Origin of the sequence: Enterococcus sp. AZ167 (genome assembly GCF_051714025.1) — a bacterium.
Lineage (GTDB): Bacteria > Bacillota > Bacilli > Lactobacillales > Enterococcaceae > Enterococcus_D > Enterococcus_D casseliflavus.
The window spans coordinates 1,181,787-1,204,467 of the sequence record NZ_JBIORB010000001.1 but is presented as its reverse complement, the minus strand read 5'-3'; the positions used below and the strand labels follow the sequence as shown (position 1 = coordinate 1,204,467).

Here is a 22,681-nt window from a genome sequence, read left to right as displayed (position 1 = left end):
GCGTTTCTACGCGTGGACGAAATAGCTTTAGCGATAAAAAACTCCTTTCGATATACTAATAGTGGCTACCAACCGCATATCAGATCGAAAGGAGTTTTTTTATGTCTAACGACGATAAAAGTTTAGCACATACCAGATGGAATTGTAAGTATCACATAGTCTTCACCCCGAAGTATCGACGAAAAGTGATTTATGGAAAGTTAAGAGTAAGTATTAATCAGATATTAAGAAAATTGTATGAGATGAAAGATGTTGAAATCATTGAAGCTCATGCCATGCCTGACCATATTCATATGTTAGTAAGAATACCACCAAAGATTAGTATTTCTAGTTTTATGGGCTACTTAAAAGGACGAAGTGCAACCTTAATCCATGAAAAACATGCGAATTTGAAATATAAGTATGGGAATAAAAGCTTTTGGTCCAAAGGATACTACGTGAGTACGGTTGGGTTAAATCAAAAAACAATTGAAAAATATATTCGAGAACAAGAAGCAGATGATCGAATAAGAGATAGTATAAGTAAACAAGAGTATGTAGATCCATTTAAATAGTTAAAGAGAGATAGGGCTGTGAGCGGTTGGTGGTCATTTAAAAAGCCCCTTTTAAGGGGCTAGCGAGTGGTGAGCCCTTCTAGGGCTGTTAAAAAGCCACCCGTTTCACGGGTGGATATTTACTATGTTTTGACACACGAAAAGCAAACAAAGGACCAAAATAGGAGGAACGACATGAATTACAAAGAGTTAGCAAAAACGATCATCACCAATGTTGGTGGGGAAGAAAATATCCAAAGCTTGACCCATTGTGCGACCCGCTTGCGCTTCAACTTGAAAGATGACAGCAAACCACAAGAAAGTACCTTAAAACATACACCAGGCATCATGGGTGTGGTCAACAAAGGCGGACAGTACCAAGTGATCATCGGCAGTGATGTTGGCAATGTCTACAACGAAATCACTGCCCAAACCAATTTGACTAGTGATCAAGAAACAGAAGAAGACGATCGGGGACGTGTAGCGAAAATTATCGATACGATCACTGGGATCTTCACCCCGATCTTGCCAGCCATCACGGCAGCTGGGATGCTAAAAGCGGTCCTTTCGTTGCTGGTGGTCTTCAATGTCTTGACGGCAGAAAGTCAAAGTTACCAAATCCTAAACTTTATGGCAGATGCTGCGTTCTACTTCTTACCGATTCTACTGGCTGCTTCTTCTGCGCAAAAGTTCAAAGCCAACATGTATCTGGCGATGATGGTGGGTGGAATTTTACTGCATCCCAACTTCATCGGTATGGTGACAGCAGTCAATGAGTCAGGTGGCGGCATCCATTTGTTCGGTTTGCCGATTTCACCAGTGACCTATTCATCATCAGTGATCCCCATCATCTTAAGTGTCTGGTTCATGTCTTACGTTGAACCGATTGCTGATAAGGTCTCACCAAAAGCAATCAAATTCTTTAGCAAACCGTTGCTGACGATCTTCGTCGTAGGGACGGTAGCATTAGTTGCTTTAGGTCCTCTAGGCTATATGATCAGTGAAGCGATTTCCGCAGGGATCCAAGCCTTAGAAACGGTCAGCCCATGGATCGTTCCGTTATTGATCGGTGCCTTCACTCCATTGTTCGTGGCAACGGGTACCCACTATGGATTGGTTCCTATCGGTATCAACAACCGAATGACCACAGGTTATGATACAGTGATCTATCCTGGCATGCTGGCTTCAAACGTCAGTCAGGGAGCTGCCGCTATCGGCGTTGGTTTCAAATCAAAAGATTCTACGATCAAACAATTGGCATTTTCTGCAGGTCTGACAGGTCTATTCGGCATCACTGAACCAGCGTTGTATGGGGTCAACTTACGGTTTAAAACACCTTTGTATGCAGCAATGATCGGTGGCGGATTTTGGGGTCTGTTTATGGGAATCATGCGTGTCCGTAATTTCTCAGGCGGCTCACCAGGCCTATTGACTTTGCCAAGCTATATCGGCGATGACACCTTACGTCATTTGACCAATGCCTGTATCGGTGCGGCAATCAGTATCGTGGTCACATTTATTGCGACATTATTCTTATACAAAGACCCTGTTACAGAAGAAGCACCTGAAGCAACACCAGCAGACAAAGAGCAAGAACCAACCCATCAAATCAGCGGGGCGGAGATCAAAGCACCTCTAAAAGGGGAACTAAAAAGCCTACAAGCAGTCAATGACGGCATGTTTTCAGAAGAAATTCTGGGACAAGGGGTAGCGATCGAGCCAACCGTTGGAGAAGTGCTAGCACCAGTCAACGGGACTGTCACAGCAGTCTTTGATTCCAAACATGCCATTGGCTTGACTAGTGAGGAAGGCATTGAGCTGTTGATTCACGTCGGGATCGATACGGTGCAATTGAATGGCGAAGGCTATGCCTATCAAGCAGAAAAAGGGCAGAAAGTATCAGTTGGCGACCCATTGATTACATTTGATATCGAGTTTATCAAAGAAAAAGGTTATCCAGTGATCACGCCAATCGTTATCACTAACAGTGCAGAAGTGGGCGACATTTTGACAGCAAACAGTGGTCCGATCACATTTGGTGATCAAATCATCAAAGTGATCGGCTAAAAAAGGAGAATAAGACATGGGATTTCCAGAAAACTTTTTATGGGGCGGCGCAACAGCCGCCAATCAATGTGAAGGCGGGTTTGATCAAGGGGGGCGTGGACTTGCCAATGTCGATGTGATTCCGACTGGCAAGGACCGACGAGCAGTCATTACCGGCAAGCGTGAGATGCTTGCCTTTGAAGAAGGGTATTTCTATCCAGCAAAAGAAGCGATCGATATGTACCATCATTTCAAAGAAGATATCGCCTTGTTTGCGGAGATGGGCTTTAAAACCTATCGTTTATCGATTGCTTGGTCAAGAATTTTTCCGAAGGGCGACGAAGAAACCCCTAATGAAGAAGGCTTGCGCTTTTATGAAGAACTGTTTTTAGAATGCCGCAAATACCAAATCGAACCTTTGGTGACGATCACGCATTTTGACTGTCCGATCCATCTGATCAAAGAATATGGCGGTTGGCGCAACCGTAAGATGATTGCCTTTTACGAAAACCTTTGTCGGGCGATCTTCACTCGCTACAAAGGATTGGTGAAGTACTGGCTGACCTTTAATGAAATCAATATGATCTTGCATGCCCCGTTTCTCGGTGCAGGGCTGACCTTTACTGAGGGCGAAAATGAAGAACAAATCAAATACCAAGCTGCTCATCATGAGTTAGTCGCTAGTGCGTTGGCAACAAAAATCGCCCACGAGATCGATCCAGAAAACAAAGTAGGCTGTATGCTGGCAGCGGCTAGTTATTATCCTTACAGCTGCAATCCGAAAGATGTCTGGGAAAGCAAAAAAAGCGATCGCGGCAACTATTTCTTTATCGATGTGCAATCGCGAGGAGAATATCCAAATTATGGTTTGAAGATGCTAGCGGAAAAAGGAATCACTTTGGAACAAACCGCCGAAGATACGGCTTTATTAAAAGCCCATACCGTCGATTTTATTTCCTTTTCTTACTATGCCTCTCGGGTCGCTGCTTCAGAAGATTCCGGTGTTGAGAAAACGGAAGGCAACTTGTTCCCGACCATTAAAAATCTGTATTTAGAAGCGTCGGAATGGGGCTGGCAGATTGATCCGCTTGGCTTACGGATCACGATGAATGATCTTTATGATCGTTACCAAAAACCGCTTTTCATCGTCGAAAATGGTCTAGGAGCGGTGGATACACCAAACGAAGATGGAAAAATCAATGATGTGTATCGCATCGAGTATTTACGTGCGCATATCGCAGCGATGAAAGAAGCGATTGACCAAGACGGTGTGGAACTGTTGGGCTATACTTCATGGGGCTGTATCGATTTGGTTTCTGCAGGAACCGGAGAAATGAAGAAACGCTATGGCTATATCTATGTCGATCGCGACAATGAAGGCAATGGCACATTAGCCCGCAGCAAAAAACAATCTTTTTATTGGTACAAAAAAGTGATTGCCTCGAATGGAGAAGATTTGGCTTAAGCCAGTTAACTAACGATTATTATTAAGGAAAGAAACGCCAACGGAACAGGACTGCTCAAGGAAGCTGTCTGGTTCTGTTGGCGCTTTTCTTTTTTAATGAAAGAAATTATGCTATTTCCTCCCGCTGGATCGGCAGCAGCAAGCGAACGGTGGTTCCTTCGTTGATGCGTGATTCTACAGTCAATCCATATTTCTCCCCATAGAGCAGCTTGATACGCTGATCAATATTGTCCAAGCCAATACCCGAATAGTGTTCAAAATGGTTGGCGGTGCTGGTTGGGTGCTCTTCATTGAACCCGATGCCCGTATCGATGATCTCAATTTTCAGGCCTTCCTTACTGACGCGAGAAAAAATCTGGATCAATCCTGAATCCTCTTCGGGAAAGGCATGCAGGTAGGCATTTTCGATAATCGGTTGCAAAATCATTTTCGGTACAAGAATATCTTCGCAGCCATCTTCTGAAAAAATCGTTGATTGGATGCGATTGCCGTAACGTACGTTCATTAACACGAGGTATTCTTCCACGATCGCTAGCTCATCCTTTAAGGGGACGATCTCTTTGCGGTTAAAGGTGTGCCGCAACAATTGGACAAAGCTTTCAATCGCTTGGGTGGCGGCTTCTTGTTCGTTTTGCCAGATCAAAAACTTGATGGCCGTCAATGTGTTGTAGACAAAATGCGGTTGGATCTGCATTTGCAACGAGCGGATCTCGAACTTGCGTTTTTCGGCTTCTGTAACCATTAAATGATCGACATAAGATTCCAAGTCCTCTAGCATCAAGTTATAGGCACGCCCCAATTCTCGCGTTTCGTACGTCCCGTTGATGGTAACCTTGTCGCTGAAATCGCCTTGTGTGACCGCAGGCAGCTTGGCGATCAGCTGATAAATCGGTTGGGTGATGTTGCGGATGATCCAAAATGCCAGCAGACTAAAGAGTAAAATACTGACGACAGAAATCAACAGAGCTGGCTTGATCAGATTCATATTGCGTACTAGATGCGATTCATCCAAAACATCGTAAAAAGTAAAATGATACGAATAAAGGGGCAGCTGATTGATGCTAGTATCTCTTTTGACCGTGACAAGACGATTTTCAAACGGCTTGCCTAAAAGGCTCGGATCAGAAGTGGAAAGAATTTGATTTTGCTCATTGACGATATAGATCGAGTGGAGACTGGTATCTAAGAGTTGACGATAGATCGAAGAAAAATCGGATTCTTTTAAGAAAATCAGGGCATAGCCGAAAATCGTTTCTTCTTTCATTAATTTGCGCACGTACATCAAGCCGGGGGAGTCGCTGGTGGAGGTGCTCAAGCCTTGATCCAAGAAATAATATTGACTGATGGCGTCATTGTCATTGATCTGCTGGATAAAGGCACTGGCGAGAAAATCATCTACTGATTGATTGCGAACCGCATCGTTTTGAAAGAACGTGCCCCCGTTGACCCCAATCAACACTAAATTCGAGGGGATGTCTTGAAACAAAGAGCGGGTGTCTTTTAATTGCTCGTTTAATTCTAAAATCGTACGGCCTTGATTCGTGTCGCCTTCTAAGTATGTTTCAACGGCTTTGCTTTCATCGACGATGTCAAAAATTCGATGGATATTCTCGTTCAGACGCTCATAATCTTCTTGGATTTTTTCCAGTAGTAGCTGATTGGAACTCTGGTACGAGGCAACATAGGCATCTTTCGAGCGACCATAGATCACGACGACAGTTAGCAGACAAACACTAATGACCCCGACGACAACAAAGAGGAAGATCCGACTGAATAATTCATTTTTCTGAATCCATTGGTTGATTTTCATAATTGATTCAACCGTCGATACTTCGATGGGGTGACTTGGCATTCTTTCTTAAAGATGCGAGAAAAATAGCTGATATCCGAATACCCGACCGCTTCACTGATTTCAGATAGATTCAGATCAGATTGTGTCAGTAGTTCTTTGGCTTTATCCAAGCGGGTTTTCTTTACATACTCAGAAAAGCTCATTTTCAGTTTCGCAGAAAGAAAAGCCGAAAGATAGGTGTAACTAAAATGAAAGGTTTCAGCCAGTTCAGACAAAGACAGACTTTTGGTGTAGTTGTCTTGAATGAAGCGCTGGATCGCAACGAGTAGATCATCTTCATCCAGCGGTGATAAGGTCGTCAGCTGTTGACGAATATCATCAATGGTCGCCAACAACAAATCAGAAAAATCTTCCAAATACTGCACGTGACCGATGGCATGCAAAAATTCGGCTTTTAAGCGGCTAAAGCGTGGAGCATTGGGAAATTCTTCTTCCAAGCGGGACAGTAACGTGTAAAAAATACTGCTGGCCTGCTGTTTTAAGAATGTCGGATCGACATTGGATAAGATCATGTCATTAAAATATTCCTCGATTCTGGTGATTCCTAATAAAAAGTTGTTGTCTAACAAAGCCCGTAAGAACTTCTTCGTATCAAAGCGTTCACTTTCAATGTACAAAAAGAGTTCTTGTTCTGGCACCAACCGTTGTCGTTTATAAAAAAACGATTGTCCTTGGCTTTTGGCTTTAAGCGTCACAAAATGGTCCCGCAACTGTTCAATCTTTTGAAAGGGCACACTGAGAGTAAAGAAGGCGTCTGGCTCGGTAAAACGTAATTGTTCCAACGTTTCTTTCAAAGAGGAATAAACATCCGTTCCTTCTGGATAACTGATCACTAAGCCGGCATCTTTGTTACTGGTTTGAAAAAAGAGCGTCTTTACCTGCGGTTGTGATTGAGTAAATTCCGTTAATGCATGCAGCAGCTGATCATTGGCACGAAAGCCGCTAAAATTGGTGGTCAAAATTTGGGCTTGCTGTTGCGACTGATCTAATGCAAGGTAGTCCGCCAAAGGAGCCAACGGTTCTTCATACCCTGCTAAATAGCGATTCAACGATTCTTGCAGCTGCGTCTCCTCAGTCACGGAGCCTTTCGTATGTGACAGCTTTTGTGAGATGTTGTGCAGCGTCTTCAACAAGAGTGTCGGTGTCAGTGTCGGTTTTAAAAGATAATCTACGGCACCATTTCTAAAAGACTGACTGACGTATTGGAAATCATCGTAGCTGCTCAAGACCAAAAAATGGACTTCTGGATATTGTTGTTGAATGATCGTTGTGAGTTGAAGACCGTCCATTTGTGGCATTTTCAAATCCGTGATCACGATGTCGGGATTCAGTTCATGAATCAGCGCCAATGCTTCTTGCCCGTTCGCTGCATCGCCTAAGAGACGGAACCCTTCTTGCTCCCAACGTATCATATGTTTCAATCCATCTCGGATCGTTGCCTCATCATCAACGACTAAGACCGTGCGTAAAATAGTCATGGTATCCCCCCTATATCTCTTCTTTATTATAAACGCTTTCAAAAAAGAAAGGTATTGTAACTTTTTTCTATTTTTGGACTAATTTAGTAAACTCTTTCATAATTATTGAATACGGTTACAAAATCGGTGTATAGTTAGCCATGTAAATAAAAGGAAAGAGGGATAAAAATGAAAAAACTATTTGCATCGATGGTAACGGCGGCTGCAGTGCTGACTTTGGCAGCTTGCGGAAACAGCAACACAAGCTCAGGGGATTCTGGTGAGTCCTCAAACAAAGTCACGGTCTGGGCATGGGATGAGACCTTCAACATCAAGGCAGTCAATGAAGCCAAAAAAGTATATGAAAATCAAGATGTCGATGTGGAAGTCGTGACGATGTCACAAGATGATATCGTTCAAAAATTAAATACGAGTCTGGCATCTGGAAATACGGACGGACTACCAAATATCGTTTTGATCGAAGACTACCGCATCCAAGGATACCTTTCTTCTTATCCAGATGCGTTTAGTGATCTAACGGATATTGTGAATGAGGAGGATTTCTCCAGCTATAAATTTGCGGTCAATAAAGTCGACGATGTCATTTATGGGGTGCCATTTGACAGTGGCGTCGCAGGACTATTTTACCGCACAGACTATTTGACCGATGCAGGCTATGAGCAAGCTGATCTCCAAGATATTACTTGGGATGATTTTATCAGCATCGCCAAAGACGTCAAAGAAAAAACGGGTCACGCTATGATGTCGTTAGACCCAAGCGATCTTGGCTTGGCACGAATCATTATGCAATCGGCAGGCGAATGGTATACCGGTGAAGATGGCTCCACTGTGACCATCAAAGACAATGAATCCTTCAAAGCCGGTCTAACTGTCTTAGCAACATTGTTGAATGAAGGCTTAGTTGAACAAGTTTCTGATTGGGATGGTGGGGTCAATGCCGTTCAATCGGGGAATGTCGCCTCTGCGCCAACTGGTGCGTGGTATTCCAGCACGATTCAAGGCGCGGAAGACCAAAGCGGCAAATGGGCGATCGCTCCAATCCCATCTATCGCTGGCAACAGCAATTCAGTCAATGCTTCTAGCATCGGCGGAGCAGGCTGGTACGTGATCAAAGGGGTTGATGGCGAAGAAAATGCCAAAGACTTTTTAGCCAATACCTTTGCTTCAAATAAAGAATTGATGGGTACATTAGCTACCGAGATCGGTTTGGTTTCAACCATGAATGCTGCAGAAGAAACGGAAGAATATACGTCGGGGCTTGATTTCTATGGCGGTCAAAAAGTCTTCCAAGATTTCTCTCAATGGTCACAAGAAATTCCAGCCGTGAACTACGGCAATCACACCTATGCCATTGAATCTGTCTTGACTGAAAGCTTGCAACGAGTGATCAACGGCGAAGACATCGATAAAGTATTAGAAGAAGCACAATCACAAGTGGAAGCACAAATTGCAAACTAATCGAACAACTTTGCAGAAACTCGTGAGCGATCGCGAGTTTCTGTGTTAAGGGGGAATTACAATGAAAAACAAAACAAAAAATTGGTTTGCAAACGGCAATGCCTTTATTACCTTACCCGTCATTTTGATCACGATGCTGGTCTTTATTCCGATGGTCTCGGCATTGTTCACGTCATTCCAATCAGGACCACCGACAGCGATGACCTTTAACGGTCTTGGCAACTATCAGCGGATGTTGAGCGACTCAACCTTTAAAAAAGCCTTTGGCAATACGTTTTTATACTTATTAGTCCAAGTTCCGATCATGCTCTTTTTGGCGCTGATCGTATCGAACATATTGAATGACAAAAAATTGAAATTTAAAGGGCTGTTCCGCACCGCCTTATTTTTACCCTGTATCACATCCTTGGTTTCTTATTCCTTGATCATGAAAAGTCTCTTTTCGGCAAATGGGTTAGTCAATAACTTTTTGACGCAACTACACCTGATCGATGCACCGATCCAATGGTTGACGGATCCCTTCTGGGCAAAAGTACTGATCATTTTTGCCATCACGTGGCGTTGGACTGGCTACAATATGATCTTTTTCATCTCAGGCATGCAAAATATCGATCCAAGTATTTACGAAGCGGCAGAGATCGATGGTGCCACGAAATGGGATCAATTCTTCAAAATCACGATTCCCAACTTGCGTCCAATCATCTTATTTACCACGATCACCTCAACGATCGGTACGCTGCAATTATTCGATGAAGTTCAAAATATCACTGGCGGTGGACCAGCCAATGCCACGACGACCTTGTCCCAATATATCTACAATTTGAGTTACAAATTCACGCCAAACTTTGGGTACGCCGCTGCGGTCTCCTTTGTTATCGTGATTGCGATCGTGATCTTATCGATCATCCAAACGAAAATAGGAGGAAAAGAAAATTGAAAACAATCTCACTCACTTTAAAATACGTCTTTCTGGCGATTTTGGCTTTCATCTCTATTTTTCCATTTGTTTGGATGATTCTAGGGATGACCAATCAAACCTTTGATATCGTTGCTGGAAAAATCATGATTGGCGATCAATTGGTGATCAACTTCCAAAATCTCTTTTCTTCTGATTTGAATTTTACTCGGGCATTAGGCAATTCCGCAGTGATTGCCGTGATTACGACCGTCTTTGCGCTGTTGTTCTCCTCCATGGCAGGGTATGGCTTTGAGATCTATCGAACGAAAACCAAAGACCGCATCTTTAATATTCTCTTGCTGTCGATGATGGTGCCTTTTGCCGCGCTAATGATCCCCCTCTATCGGATGTTCAGCAAACTTAGCGGCACACCGATCGGGATCAATACCTTCGCTGTCGTGATTTTGCCCTCAGTCTGTACCGCCTTTTTGATTTTCTTTTTCCGCCAAAACATCAAGGCATTCCCTAGAGAATTAGTCGAAGCTGCTCGGATCGATGGCTTGAATGAACTGAGTATTTTCTTTAGAGTCTACATGCCTACGGCTAAAAATACCTACGCAGCTGCCGCGATCATTACGTTTATGGGCAGCTGGAACAATTATTTATGGCCATTAGTTGCCCTGCAATCACCAGATAAACGGACCGTTCCACTGGTTCTTTCAGCAATGGGTGCTTCTTATACACCTGACTATGGCATGATGATGTGCGGCATCGTGATCGCCACACTGCCGACGGCCATCATTTTCTTCGTTTTACAAAAACAATTTGTCCAAGGGATGCTGGGATCCGTGAAATAAGCGGGGCATCAGCAAACAAATACAAAGTAGAGGGTACGATATGATTCTTTTTGACAAACAATTAAACGTCTTTCATTTAAGCAACGATCAAATCAGCTATCTCTTACAGATAGAGGAAGGGGGCAATGTGGCGCACCTTTATTTTGGGAAGAAAATCGCCCATTACTCTGGTGGCTATCGCTACCCACGCCTTGATCGCTCCTTTTCACCCAATCCCCCAGACAGTAGCGATCGGCTTTTCTCATTAGACACCTTGATGCTGGAGTTTCCTGGTAATGGCTTCGGGGACTTTCGAGAAGCTGCCTATACGATTCGCCAGTCTGACGGCAGCCGAGTCAGCCATTTTGTCTTTAGTGATTACCAGATTCAACAAGGCAAACCAGCCTTAGCAGGATTGCCTCAGACCCATGGGGCCGACGACGGCATCGAAACACTGATTCTGTCCTTAAAAGATGATGTGGCAGGACTCGAACTGCAGCTGTTTTACACAATTTTTGAGGAGGCGGCAGTGATCGTCCGCTCAAGTAAAATAATCAACCACGGAAACCAGCCTGTTACCATCGAACAGCTGGCGAGTCAATCCCTGGATTTTCCTAACCGTCCCTTTGATTTGATCCACTTGCCAGGGGCGTGGGCGAAGGAACGTCAAGTGACCCGAGAACCCATCCATCGCGGCATCAAGCGTTTAGACAGCAAGCGGGGTTCCAGCAGCCATCAGCAAAATCCCTTTGCCGTCTTGCTGGAACCTAATGCTACGGAGTTTGCTGGGGAGTGTTTTGGTTTTAGCTTGCTATATAGCGGCAATCATGAAACCATCATCGAAAAAGATCCTTACCAACAAACTCGTGTGATCATGGGGATCAACAGCCATCAATTTGCCTGGCAATTGCCGCCAACTGAAAGCTTTCAAGCCCCAGAAGCCGTGATTGCTTATAGTGAGACTGGCTTGAATCAGCTGTCAGCCACCTATCATGATTTTTATGATGAGCATTTGATTCGGGGGAAATACAAAAAGCAAGAACGGCCGATCCTGATCAATAACTGGGAAGCAACGTACTTTGATTTCAATGAAGAAAAGCTAGATGCCCTCGTTGATGAAGCCAAGGAGCTGGGAATCGAACTGTTTGTTTTGGATGACGGCTGGTTTGGTCAGCGAGAAGATGACCAAACCTCATTAGGCGATTGGTTTGAAAACGAAGGCAAGCTGGCTTCTGGCTTGGCAGGATTTGCCCAAAAAGTCCATGACAAAGGGCTGCAATTCGGGCTTTGGCTGGAACCAGAAATGATTTCTGGTGACAGTGAACTAAACCGACAGCACCCTGATTGGCTGTTACAAGTACCCAATCGCAAGCCAGCGCTTAGCCGCAGTCAGTATGTGTTGGACTTTTCTCGGCAAGATGTCAGAGACCATCTCTATCACCAGTTAACCCAACTGTTTGATACGGTTGCCATCGACTATATCAAATGGGACATGAACCGCAGTCTGTCGGATGTCTATTCCTTGCTCCTCGATCCTGCCCAGCAAGGGGAGGTTGCACATCGCTATCTGCTGGGCTTGTATGAATTTCTAGAAAAACTGACCACTGCCTATCTAACGATCCTGTTTGAAGGCTGTTCTGGTGGCGGTGGGCGCTTTGATGCTGGCTTCTTGTATTATATGCCGCAGATTTGGACCAGCGACAACACCGATGCCATCGCCCGTCTGAAGATCCAATACGGAACCAGTCTGGTCTATCCGCCATCCACCATGGGTGCCCATGTCTCAGCGATCCCGAACCATCAGACCCAACGGGCAACGGATCTAGCGATTCGTGGCAATGCTGCGATGTCTGGCTTGTTGGGCTATGAGCTTGACTTGACACAGCTGACACAAGAAGAAAAAGCGCAGATCAAAGAACAAATCGCTTTTTATAAAAAACATCGGCGCCTACTGCAGTTGGGTCGCTTTGTTCGACTGCTCAGCCCTTATGAAGGCAATGACACCGCCTGGCTGTATGTTTCCCCAGATAAAAAAGAAGCGATCGTCTTTTACTTCCGAGTCTTAGCCGAAGCCTCTGCACCATTGGTTACTTTAAAACTGGCTGGCTTAGATCCTGACCTTACCTATCAAAGTGGGGGAGAGACCTTCGGTGGCGATGAATTGATGCAGCTCGGGTTGTATATCGATCCTCATTTAGCAGGGGATTACGCCACGCAGCGGTTTCATTTTGTTGCAAAAGCGCCTCACGAATGAAAATCAGCGTCCTGTCAAAGCAACATGTTTTGACGGGACGCTTTATTGTGCTGCCGCAAGCTTTTGGCTAATGATCGGCAACTGAGAAGTTATTTTTGAACAAATGATTTATTTTTTTCTCGAGAAGTCGTATGATGAAGGAGGAGGCAGGCAGTTTGCTTCTGACAATCAATAAGAGGAGGGTGTTCAACATGGACGAACAGCCACTAGGCAAGGAAACAGAAGCAGGGTTGATCGCTGCAGGATATCGGAAGTATCGTGGCGAAGCGATCGATATTTATTACAACAAAGAGATCTGCACCCACAGCGGCAACTGTGTGCGGGGCAATCCCGCTATTTTTGAAGTTGGACGGCGCCCATGGGTGATTCCTGATAACGGGGAAGCAGCGCAAGCGGCACAAGTGATCCACACTTGCCCAAGCGGTGCATTAAAGTACATATTAAAGGAGGATGAACCATGGAAATCTTAGAAGAAAACACTCGATTTGTGTTAAAAGACGGCGACAAAGAAATCGGTGAAATGACGTGGTCGGAAGCGGGCGAAACGCGCTTGATCATTGACCATACCTTTGTCGATCCCGCTTATCGGGGCCAAGGTCTGGCCGAAAAATTAGTGGCAAAAGGGGTGGAAAAAGCCCGCAAAGAACAAAAGAAAATCATTCCATTGTGTCCCTTTGCCAAAAAAAAATTTGAACGCAAGCCAGAATATGCCGATGTTTGGAACCAATAAATAAAAAAGACCCCCGTCAGCTCAAGCAGGTACCTTTGAGCTGACGGGGGTTTGTGGTATGGCTGCTCAATGTTGGAATTGAGCATGGTACAGGCGATAGTAATAGCCTTGTTCTGCCAGTAATTCTTCATGGGTTCCTTGCTCCACGATTTGACCGGCATCCATCACCAGGATCTTGTCTGCAGCTCGAATCGTTGATAAGCGATGGGCGATCACAAAGCTGGTTTTGCCTTCCATCATTTTCAAGAAAGCATCTTGGATTTTTTTCTCAGTCAGAGTATCAACCGAACTGGTTGCTTCATCCAAAATCAGCATGGGTGGGTTGCTGATCATCGTGCGGGCGATCGTCAAGAGCTGTCGTTGCCCGTCAGAGATCTTGATCCCTTGATGACCGATCGGTGTATCTAGTGTTTCTGGTAGGCGCATCACATACTCATACATATAGGCATGTTTTAAGGCATCGTAGATTTCTTCATCTGTGGCAGTGTCATTGCCGTATTGCAGGTTTTCTCGTAAAGAGGCATCAAAGAGCCACGTATCCTGCAAGACCATTCCGAAGCTTTGCCGTAATTCTTCTCGTTTCAACTGACGAATATCGGTGCCATCGATCTTGATTGCCCCTTTATCGACATCATAGAAACGCATCAGTAAATTGACCAGCGTTGATTTACCAGCACCAGTTTTTCCGACGATCGCGACGGTTTCTCCAGGTTTTGCGGTAAAAGTGAAATCTTCAATCAATTTTTGACCAGGATCATAAGCAAAAGAAACCTCCTCAAAGGCAATCTCGCCTTTGATCTCACCCAGTGATTGAGATTCTTGGTCATCGGCTGTTTCTGGCTCTTGATCCAATAGCTCAAAGGTTCTTGAAAGTCCAGCTAATGCCGTTTGGATCTGGGTGGTAATTCCCGACAATTCAATGAATGGTTTCGAAAACTGACTGGAGTAGATCGTAAAGCTGGAGATCACCCCAACCGTGACAGTACCTGAACCAGAAAAGTAAAGCAGACCGCCGACAAAGCCGACTGACAGATACGCCAAGTGATCGACGAATCGTGAAAGGGGGTTGGTCAAAGAAGAAGAAAACTGTGCTTTTTGCCCCCGGACATTCAATTCTTGGTTGATCGTTTCAAAACGGTTTTGGTTGATGGTTTCTCGATCAAATGCTTTGACGATTTTTTGATTGCCGATCATTTCCGTAACAAAGCCAGAAATTTCGCCGACGATTTCTTGTTGGCGAGCAAAATGCGATTGAGACGTTCGTGCCACGATCCAGTTGACCAAAAAGATGATCGGCGTCGAAACCAATACGACCAACGTTAAGGGCACACTCATTTGCAGCATGACGACTAAGGCGATCAAGACGACCGAAATACCAGAGAACAACTGGTTAAAGACTGCAGCGACGGCAATGGAAATATTGTCCATGTCGTTGGTAAAGCGACTGACGATGTTGCCGTGGGAGTTTTGGTCATAATAGCGCAACGGCAATGTATTGAGATGGGCAAAGCCTTTTTTACGCAAATCGGCGACGGATAAATACGCCACGCGGTTGCCTAGTCGCTGGATCAACCATTGACTGACCACAGTCACTAAAACCACTCCGGCAAACAAAAGCAAAATACGATAGAGGGCGCTGAACTGCACTTGATCGGCACCTATCAGCTGATCGACGGCTTGACCGATCTGATACGTCATATAAACCGAGGAAACACCAGCAGCGATCCCGAGGACAACTGCTGCCCAAGTTTCCTTCGCGTAGGCAGTCAAATAAGGGAGGTAGCGACGAAAGGCCGACCAATCGAATGATTTCTTTTTCATGCTTCTTCCTCCTCTGCCTGTGATGCCACGATTTCTTGGTATTCTTTTGACGTTGCCAGTAGCTCTTCATGGGTCCCTTTGCCTACCAAATTCCCTTGGTCTAAGACCAAGATCTGCTGCGCATCTTGGATGGAGCGTACCCGTTGGGAGATGATGATGACCGTACCACGAATGCTTTCTTTTAAAGCCATCCGCAAATCAAGATCGGTTTGATAGTCAAGGGCGCTTAGAGAATCATCCAAAATCAAGATATCTGGTTTAGCGATCAATGCTCTGGCAATCGTTAACCGTTGTTTTTGTCCCCCAGAAAAGTTCTTGCCGCCTTCAAAAATCGGGGTATCCAGTTGCTGCGGCAAGGCTTCAACGAAGTCGCGGCTTTGAGCGATTTCGAGTGCTCGCCAGCACTCTTCATCGGTGGCATCTTTTTTGCCCCATTGCAAGTTTTCTCGAATCGTTCCCGTAAACAGCACGGCGGTTTGAGGCACCATGGCGATTTTTTGGCGTAATTGCTGTAAAGGCCATTTCCGCACATCGTGCCCGTCAACGATCACTTTGCCATCAGCCACATCGTAGAAGCGGGGGATCAATTGGGTCAAGGCAGATTTCCCACTCCCGGTTGGTCCAGTGATACCTAAAATAGTCCCCGGCGCGACTTGGAAATCAATGTTTTTCAAGGCTAATCCGTATTCTTTTGAAAAGCGGAAATCAACGTGCTCAAAGCGAATCGCTCCAACGTTGTTTTTCGGCTGATCCATAAAGACTTCTGAAAGCTCGTCGCCGATCGACGGCTCAGTGGCTAACACTTCGTTGATCCGTGAACCAGATGCAGCGGCACGGGTAAAGATGATCACTAAGTTGGAAACCACGATCAATGCTAAGAGCATTTGATTCATGTAATTGACCAGAGCCAATACTTGTCCTTGCTGCAAATTGCCAATATTGACCTTGAATCCACCGATATAAAACAACGCGATAATGCCGACATTCATGATCAAGGTGGTGGCAGGCGTCAATAAAGCAGAGAGATTTGTGACCCGTAAATAGACGTCACTTAAATCATCAGTGGCTTTATCAAAACGTTTCGTTTCCGTTTTTGTGCGGGCAAAAGCACGAATCACCCGAATCCCGCTTAAATTTTGACTCACTAGTTCGTTCAATTCGTCGAGATGAATTTGAACTTTCTTATATAATGGCACGGTTTTGGCGATGATCCAGAATAAGACGATACAAAAGAGCGGTAAGACGAGAAGGAAAATCAAGCCAGCTTGCCAATCAATGACAAAGGCCATAATCACCGAACCGATACTTAAGAAGGGCGCACGGACCACCAGCCGAATCAGCATTGCCAAAGCAATCTGCATCTGGTTGATGTCGTTGGTCATTCGGGTGATCAAGGTATCCGTCCCGAATAAGTTTAGTTCGCTATGGGAAAGGGTGTTGATTTTTTTCATCAAGCGATTGCGTAGTTCCGTCCCGAAGCCTTGAGAAGCGACGGAAGCATAATATTGACAGATGACGGCACAGATCATGCCTACCACGGACATCACGATCATCCAGATCGTCATTTCAACGACCTTTGACCAATTGTTTTGCCGCAGCCCCTCATCGACTAAAGCGGCCATCTGCAAAGGCAGGATCAATTCAAACACCGCTTCTAAAAATTTGAAAAACGGACCAAGAATAATCTGTTTGCGATAATCCTTGGCATAGCGTAACAAGCTAATCATAAAAAACCTCCTAAATTATTTCGGATGAGCAGGATATTCACTGGCTAAACAGGCATAAACCAAACTATCGGTCCATTCCCCCTTGTTCCACCAGTCTTGGATAAAATGTGCTTCTTGGCGTAATCCAATGCGTTGGCAAAGCTTGGCTGAGGCCTGATTGCGGGCGTCTAGCGTCGCTTGGACCCGATGGATCTTCTGACTGGCAAACAACCAGCCCAACAATTCTTTCATTGCTTCTTGAGCAAACCCTTGTCCGCCAAATGACGGATGGAAGGCATAGCCGATTTCAACGGAAGACGGTTGACCAGTAGACCACACCGACAAATCGCCGATGACCGTTTGATCGTGTAGTACCGCTAAAGAAAGACCTGCTTGGTCCGTCAAGGCGTGCTGTTGGCATTTTTTGGCAAAAGCCGCAGCTGCCGTTTCTGTCTGCCAAGGCTCATGAAGTAAGAAACGGCAGACTTCCGCTTGCCGATAAATAGCAAAGGTATCGGCAAAATCACTTTCTTGAAACGGACGAAGCAGTAAACGTTCACTTGCAATAAAACCCATAACAGCCTCCAATTCTTTAGGGACATCTTACCATAGAACGAAATAGCCGAAAACATCCCCTGAAAAATCTATTCATTTTCTTGCAAAAAAAATGTAAATCACTTGGAAAGTCTTTTTCTAGGAAACGAACCTTGCCGGTTGCTGCTCATTTACCACGACTGCCAGCGGGCAAGAAAGGTTTTTTGCCAATCTCCCAAGGGCAAGATCACTCGCTGCATTTGAAAACGGTAGGTTTCCCCTTTATAAGTAAAGCGAATCGGGACGAGCATTCCTACAATAGGATCTTTGTGCTGTTTTTTCAGCTCAGCAAGCGGTATGCTTTTGTGCTGCACGACTTTTGTCGAGAAAAGATTCAACGCCAAAATCGTCAATTGCTGATTATCCAAGACGAGCAGGCTACGGCTGGTGATGGCGTTGAAGGACTGCCATTTTGCATAGCCGATGGCAGCCCCTTCTGTCCTATAGGGGGCAGCCAATGCTTGGAAGGTTTTTTTATTTAAAAGAAACATAGGTAGAAAACTCCTTATCAATTAGAATCAGTTTCGGCGCAAGCAAGCAATCAATAATCAATGCAGGAAAGCGGTCAGTCCGTTGCAAATGGCTGCAGCATTTGCCGAACGTTTTCAGTATACGCTTGTTTGAGGACTAACGGGTGGATTTCTTTGATGGTTGGACCAAATTGCAAGAGAAAATCAGCCAGAAAACCCAGCTCATTGTCGGCAATGTGTCCTTCTAAGCAAAGCTCACTAGGACGTTCCACCACTGCCATATCAGGATATTTTTCTTGCCACAAGCGTTCCTTTGCCGATAGATCAAAGCGGATGTGATAGCCCAGTGTTTGTGTCAACACTTGTTGCTGCAGCTGTTTTTCAGCTAACTGCTGCAAGGTGTAGCCTGTTTTTTCAGTCGGAGCAAGTCCCTGCATTGCATCACAGCGATAGCGGCGAAAAGCCTGCTTTTGACAGTCATAGGCCAAACAGTACCAGTAGCCAGCACGAAAATCCAGCTGATAGGGTTGTACGGTCTTGTTCGTTTTTTGATAACGCTGATAGCTAAATTGGATGACCTGTTCTTGTACGATCGCTGAAAAAAGCGCTGAGAGGATAGGGGCACTCGTCAATTGAGGCACCCCTTGAAACGAAACCGCCGTCTCCATTTTTTCTAACCACTCGGTGTCTCCTTGATAAAAAGACTGCAACAATTTTCGCCGTAGCCCTTGATAGCTCCGATCAAAAGGAGAATCGGTTAATTTTTGTAAGAGCTGTAAAGCAAAGAAAAGGGTATACCGTTCATTTTTGTCAAAGTACAAGGGGGTCAGTTGATTTTTCAAAATCTGATAGCCGCCATAACGACCGGTTTCTACCACGAGAGGCAAGCCCAGCTCTTCCAAAGATTGGACATCACGGACGGCTGTACGTTTTGAGATTGCGAAGGTTTCCATCAAATCGGCTAGATGAAAAGTGGTTTTTCCTTGTAAATACAATAGTTCCTGTGTTAAGCGTTCTGATTTTTTCATTTCTTTCTCCAATGGTGCCAAGTTTTGGCAATATTCACAGTTACACTTATGTTAACAAGAAAAGGAGGAACCAACAAATGATCGAACCAAAAATCGCTTTGTTTTTAACGTTAGACGGCAAAGCTCAAGAAGCCATTCAATTTTATCAAGAAACACTAGACGCAACCCTCTTATTTGCAATCACCAACCAGGAGTATCATGAGAGACTTGATCCAACGCTGGAGATTCTTGCGGGACAAGAACAGTATCTTTCTCACTCCATCCTACAGATCGGAGATTTCCAGTTGCAGCTGGCAGACAATCCACTAGTTGAAGGAGAGGCGATTCAGCGAGGCAATCACTTGTCACTGAGTTTGACGTTAGCGGAGACCCAAATAGCTCAGAAGCTTTATCAACGATTGAGGCAAAAAGGCAGTCAGACGATCCAAGCACCAAGTGAGAATGCTTTTGCGTTTTTTTATGCAAGTGTTCGCGATCCCTTTGGTGTAATTATTCAGCTGACTGTCGAAAAAGAAGTTGATCCCTCTAAAAAGGGGGAATGAAAAAACTCGTTTTTTAATAAAATATCCATAGAAGTTGACTAATTATCCAAGTTTCTTTCAATCCCAGAATTATTTTTAAGGAATGTTTAAAGGACTTCACAGAAAAAGAATAAAACTTCTTAAAAAAATAGGCGGATCGTAAAAATTCTGGTACAATCGGGGAGAGCAATTCAGGAGAAATGAAGGAGGCACTATGGATAGAAAGACGAGATATAAACAGCAAAGAGCCCACAAAGCGCGCAACAAACGCGTGATTATTGGAGGAATCTTTCTTTTCGCCATTGCAGGCATCGTTTTATTTGCCGGCTATACGTATTATGCAGCAAAAAATTCAGTGGATAAAATGTTTAAAGAATCCGCTGTGATCAGCTCTAATAAAAGTAAACAGGACAACTCATTAAAAGCTTCAGACGTGAATTCAAAGTTTGGGATCTTGTTAATGGGTGTTGATAATGATGCGGAACGTGAAAAGACAGAACATTTGGACAGTGCCCGTACCGACAGTTTGATTTACATGGTGTACGATGGCGAAAACAAGAAAATCGATATGGTCAGTCTCCCACGAGACATTTGGACCAACATTTATGATGGAACAGGAACCGGGACGATTGCTGCTACCGCCAAGATCAATAGTGCATTCACGATTGGTGAGGAAGACGCAACGATTGAAACAGTCCAAAACTACCTGCAATTGCCAATTGACTATTACGTAAACATCAATTTTACCAGTTTTGAGAAAATCATCGATGCCATCGGAGGGATCACTGTTGATGTGCCTTACGACATCAACAAGAAATATACTTCAGACAACACGGGAGAAACATTGATTCCAGAAGGTCGTCAATTGTTGAACGGTGAACAAGCCTTGATTTTTGCCCGCATCCGTAAAATGGATACCGATGTGGATCGAGGAAATCGTCAGCAAGAAGTTATTGAAGCAGCGATCCACCAAGCTTTGAAAATCAATAATGTCACCAAGTACCAAGAAATCTTAGACTCAGTCAGCGAAGACGTGAATACAAACTTCAAGTTTGAAGACTTAGTATCTTTAGCAGGCAATATGTTGTCTGGATTCGATATTCAAAAACATACCTTTGAATGGTATGATGACGTATCATATGATGGACAATCGATCGTAAATATTCAAGACTATTCTTACAATGAAATTCGTAACGATATGTTGAAAGCATTAGGTCAAGCGCCAGCAGATACACAAGCAGATGCGAATACAGAAGCCCAAACCGGCGTAGGTACCGATACAGGAACCGAAACCGGTGCAGGAACTGGCGACGGATACGGCTCGGAAGTCGTTGATGACGGAACCGGCTACTAATCAAGAGAAAAAAAGTCAGGAGCGATCCTGACTTTTTTTGTGCCCTCAGTCCTTTTTAAACCCCAGTGAAGACAAGATCAGACCCGCAAGCCACTTTCGTTTTCATCTAGGAAGTGCAGTGCTATGCTTAAGAAAAGAGACAGCTTGTTACAGCGAGTCCGACACCGAAGGAGGAACCATGATGGAAAAACAGCAAGAGCAAAAAGCCCGTAGAATCGTTTTTGCTGGCCCATGTCTTAGGGTTGATCATGAAAGCCATCGGCTACTTCTTTAGCGGCAGTGCAGTCTTGATGAATGAAAGTATCCATAGTCTAATCGATTGCATCAATCAAGGACTTCTAGCCATCGGTGAAAACCGAGCACAGCGAGGACGCAGCGAACTGCATCAGTTTGGTGAAGGACGAGCGACCTATTTTTTTAGTACTGTAGTTGCCATGACAGTTTTTTTAGGTGGTGGAATTTTAGCGGTTGTTGAAGCCAGCCGTGATCTGCTAGACCCCACCCACGAAGTGGAACAGCTCCAGCTGGTGGCAGCGATCTTATTTGTCAGTTTGTTCATTGAAGTGACGGCTGTACAAGAGGGATGGCAAGAAGTCAAAGAACAAAACAAGCAAAACCAGCCCCTCGTCCATTTCCTAAAAGAAAGTCGCGATTCCGATCTGCTTTTAGGCTTCACGGAAAATTTATTTGCCCTAGGTAGTGTGACGATCGCCATCGCAGGGATCTTATTGACCGCATTGACGGATAATCCGATATTTGATTCCCTCGGCGGCATTTTAGGTGGATTGTTGCTGATTGCTGCTGCTGTCTTTTTAGCCAAAGAATTTTATAGCCTTTTGATTGGTGAAGGCGCTTCTGCTTCTGATTTAATGGCGATCAAACAAATTTTAGCCGACCCTGCCATCATTCAAATCAAAGATTTGCGAACCCTCCATCTAAGCCCAGAAGAACTTTTGATCGTCGCCGACCTTACCTTGAAGCTAGGACCCGAAGAACCAAGCGTATTTATCGATACCATCGAACAGCGGATCAAACAGGCGTTGCCTGATCTGCGAGTCTATTGCTACATCGAGAGTGAGGAAGTTCCCTCTTAAATTAGAATAGATACGAAGCATTCTTCGGTTGGTGATTTATCATTCAAACGAGGAATGCTTTTTTGGGGTATTGGCGTGCTTGTTTTATATGAACACAATGGATCAATGGCTTGTTTTGCTTCAACCTTTTCAGACGATCAGCAAGGAGAATGTTAGCGAGAGGTCGCAATTTAATTGTTTTTTTAGCAATAAACGTTTTTTTTGTTCAAAAGTTTGTTGTTTTTTGTTAAAATAAAGTAAAGACAGCAAGCGTTCTCTTTTTAAAGTTATTTTTTTGCTAGAGTTGTAACATTGTAAATCACAACATAGCAAAAGCTTAGATTATTAAGAAAACACCGAAACGAGTACCTGTTTGGCATTACTGACATGCTGCCCAATCGTCACCAAAAGCGGTGGTGCTAATTTTGTTACGACTGTTTTTTTACACCACTTGTGAAGCAAAATCCTTTGCGAACATCTTCATCCATGATAGGTTAGAAGTAGGCCGGATGGTTTTTTCACAAAGTACGTACATAGAAAGATCACTTGCGACGATTAAAAGCA

Annotated in this window: 17 protein-coding genes and 2 pseudogenes; 12 read left to right on the top strand and 7 right to left on the bottom strand. The window is 44.5% G+C overall.

What is annotated here, in order from left to right:
• The first annotated feature begins 101 nt into the window (after positions 1 to 101).
• The 3 genes from tnpA (at position 102) to IGJ05_RS05610 (ending at position 4,044) form a co-directional block, all read left to right on the top strand.
• Positions 102 to 554, top strand: coding sequence for an IS200/IS605 family transposase (gene tnpA, locus IGJ05_RS05620; protein WP_010750015.1), 453 nt, complete (start codon positions 102 to 104; stop codon positions 552 to 554).
• Between the two features lie 174 nt (positions 555 to 728).
• Positions 729 to 2,600 carry a beta-glucoside-specific PTS transporter subunit IIABC gene (locus IGJ05_RS05615; RefSeq protein ID WP_317756282.1) on the top strand — a complete coding sequence of 624 codons (1,872 nt, stop codon included), beginning with the start codon at positions 729 to 731 and terminating at the stop codon, positions 2,598 to 2,600.
• A 16-nt stretch (positions 2,601 to 2,616) separates the two neighbouring features.
• Entirely contained in the window at positions 2,617 to 4,044 is a 1,428-nt protein-coding gene (locus IGJ05_RS05610; protein WP_096741408.1) for a 6-phospho-beta-glucosidase, read from the top strand.
• A gap of 106 nt (positions 4,045 to 4,150) precedes the next feature.
• On the opposite strand, the gene IGJ05_RS05605 is transcribed toward IGJ05_RS05610, so the two are convergent.
• Both IGJ05_RS05605 and IGJ05_RS05600 read right to left on the bottom strand, forming a co-directional pair.
• Complete coding sequence (locus tag IGJ05_RS05605; RefSeq protein WP_142424281.1) at positions 4,151 to 5,854, bottom strand: sensor histidine kinase; 1,704 nt, start codon at positions 5,852 to 5,854, stop codon at positions 4,151 to 4,153.
• The gene (locus IGJ05_RS05600; protein WP_081117025.1) at positions 5,851 to 7,374 is read right to left on the bottom strand and encodes a response regulator transcription factor; all 1,524 of its coding nucleotides are present in this window, start codon (positions 7,372 to 7,374) and stop codon (positions 5,851 to 5,853) included. Before IGJ05_RS05600 ends, IGJ05_RS05605 begins: the two co-directional genes overlap by 4 nt.
• Positions 7,375 to 7,542: 168 nt before the next feature.
• Between IGJ05_RS05600 and IGJ05_RS05595 the strand changes: the two genes are divergently transcribed.
• The 6 genes and pseudogenes from IGJ05_RS05595 to IGJ05_RS05570 all read left to right on the top strand — a co-directional run bounded on the left by IGJ05_RS05595 (position 7,543) and on the right by IGJ05_RS05570 (position 13,550).
• On the top strand, positions 7,543 to 8,832 hold the full coding sequence (locus IGJ05_RS05595; RefSeq protein ID WP_096741405.1) for an ABC transporter substrate-binding protein: 1,290 nt from the start codon (positions 7,543 to 7,545) through the stop codon (positions 8,830 to 8,832).
• Between the two features lie 61 nt (positions 8,833 to 8,893).
• Positions 8,894 to 9,769, top strand: a complete 876-nt coding sequence (locus IGJ05_RS05590; RefSeq protein WP_010747841.1) for a carbohydrate ABC transporter permease — start codon at positions 8,894 to 8,896, stop codon at positions 9,767 to 9,769.
• Positions 9,770 to 9,771: 2 nt separating this feature from the next.
• Positions 9,772 to 10,587, top strand: a pseudogene (locus IGJ05_RS05585) (carbohydrate ABC transporter permease); the annotation flags it as partial.
• A 40-nt stretch (positions 10,588 to 10,627) separates the two neighbouring features.
• Positions 10,628 to 12,820 (top strand): alpha-galactosidase, encoded by a 2,193-nt coding sequence (locus IGJ05_RS05580; protein WP_438725091.1) that lies wholly within the window; start codon positions 10,628 to 10,630, stop codon positions 12,818 to 12,820.
• Positions 12,821 to 13,011: 191 nt separating this feature from the next.
• Entirely contained in the window at positions 13,012 to 13,290 is a 279-nt protein-coding gene (locus tag IGJ05_RS05575) for a (4Fe-4S)-binding protein (protein WP_118214843.1), read from the top strand.
• Complete coding sequence (locus IGJ05_RS05570) at positions 13,278 to 13,550, top strand: GNAT family N-acetyltransferase (protein WP_438725090.1); 273 nt, start codon at positions 13,278 to 13,280, stop codon at positions 13,548 to 13,550. Before IGJ05_RS05575 ends, IGJ05_RS05570 begins: the two co-directional genes overlap by 13 nt.
• A 66-nt stretch (positions 13,551 to 13,616) precedes the next feature.
• Here the strand turns inward: IGJ05_RS05570 and IGJ05_RS05565 are convergent, their stop codons facing one another.
• From IGJ05_RS05565 to IGJ05_RS05545, 5 genes are all read right to left on the bottom strand, one after another.
• Positions 13,617 to 15,371 carry an ABC transporter ATP-binding protein gene (locus IGJ05_RS05565; RefSeq protein ID WP_438725088.1) on the bottom strand — a complete coding sequence of 585 codons (1,755 nt, stop codon included), beginning with the start codon at positions 15,369 to 15,371 and terminating at the stop codon, positions 13,617 to 13,619.
• Positions 15,368 to 17,098, bottom strand: a complete 1,731-nt coding sequence (locus IGJ05_RS05560) for an ABC transporter ATP-binding protein (protein WP_438725086.1) — start codon at positions 17,096 to 17,098, stop codon at positions 15,368 to 15,370. The genes IGJ05_RS05565 and IGJ05_RS05560 overlap by 4 nt, the downstream gene beginning before the upstream one ends.
• A 15-nt stretch (positions 17,099 to 17,113) precedes the next feature.
• Entirely contained in the window at positions 17,114 to 17,653 is a 540-nt protein-coding gene (locus IGJ05_RS05555) for a GNAT family N-acetyltransferase (protein ID WP_438725085.1), read from the bottom strand.
• Between the two features lie 149 nt (positions 17,654 to 17,802).
• Positions 17,803 to 18,162, bottom strand: coding sequence for a hypothetical protein (locus tag IGJ05_RS05550; protein ID WP_128431854.1), 360 nt, complete (start codon positions 18,160 to 18,162; stop codon positions 17,803 to 17,805).
• A gap of 74 nt (positions 18,163 to 18,236) precedes the next feature.
• Complete coding sequence (locus IGJ05_RS05545) at positions 18,237 to 19,169, bottom strand: helix-turn-helix transcriptional regulator (RefSeq protein ID WP_270286696.1); 933 nt, start codon at positions 19,167 to 19,169, stop codon at positions 18,237 to 18,239.
• Between the two features lie 77 nt (positions 19,170 to 19,246).
• Here IGJ05_RS05545 and IGJ05_RS05540 point away from each other — a divergent pair, with 77 nt between their 5' ends.
• The 3 genes and pseudogenes from IGJ05_RS05540 (at position 19,247) to IGJ05_RS05530 (ending at position 22,138) form a co-directional block, all read left to right on the top strand.
• Complete coding sequence (locus IGJ05_RS05540; RefSeq protein WP_270286697.1) at positions 19,247 to 19,711, top strand: VOC family protein; 465 nt, start codon at positions 19,247 to 19,249, stop codon at positions 19,709 to 19,711.
• Between the two features lie 193 nt (positions 19,712 to 19,904).
• Positions 19,905 to 21,044: an LCP family protein gene (locus IGJ05_RS05535; protein ID WP_438725084.1), complete on the top strand. Its 1,140-nt coding sequence runs from the start codon at positions 19,905 to 19,907 to the stop codon at positions 21,042 to 21,044.
• A gap of 178 nt (positions 21,045 to 21,222) precedes the next feature.
• Positions 21,223 to 22,138 (top strand): annotated as a pseudogene (locus IGJ05_RS05530) (cation diffusion facilitator family transporter).
• Positions 22,139 to 22,681 lie beyond the last annotated feature (543 nt).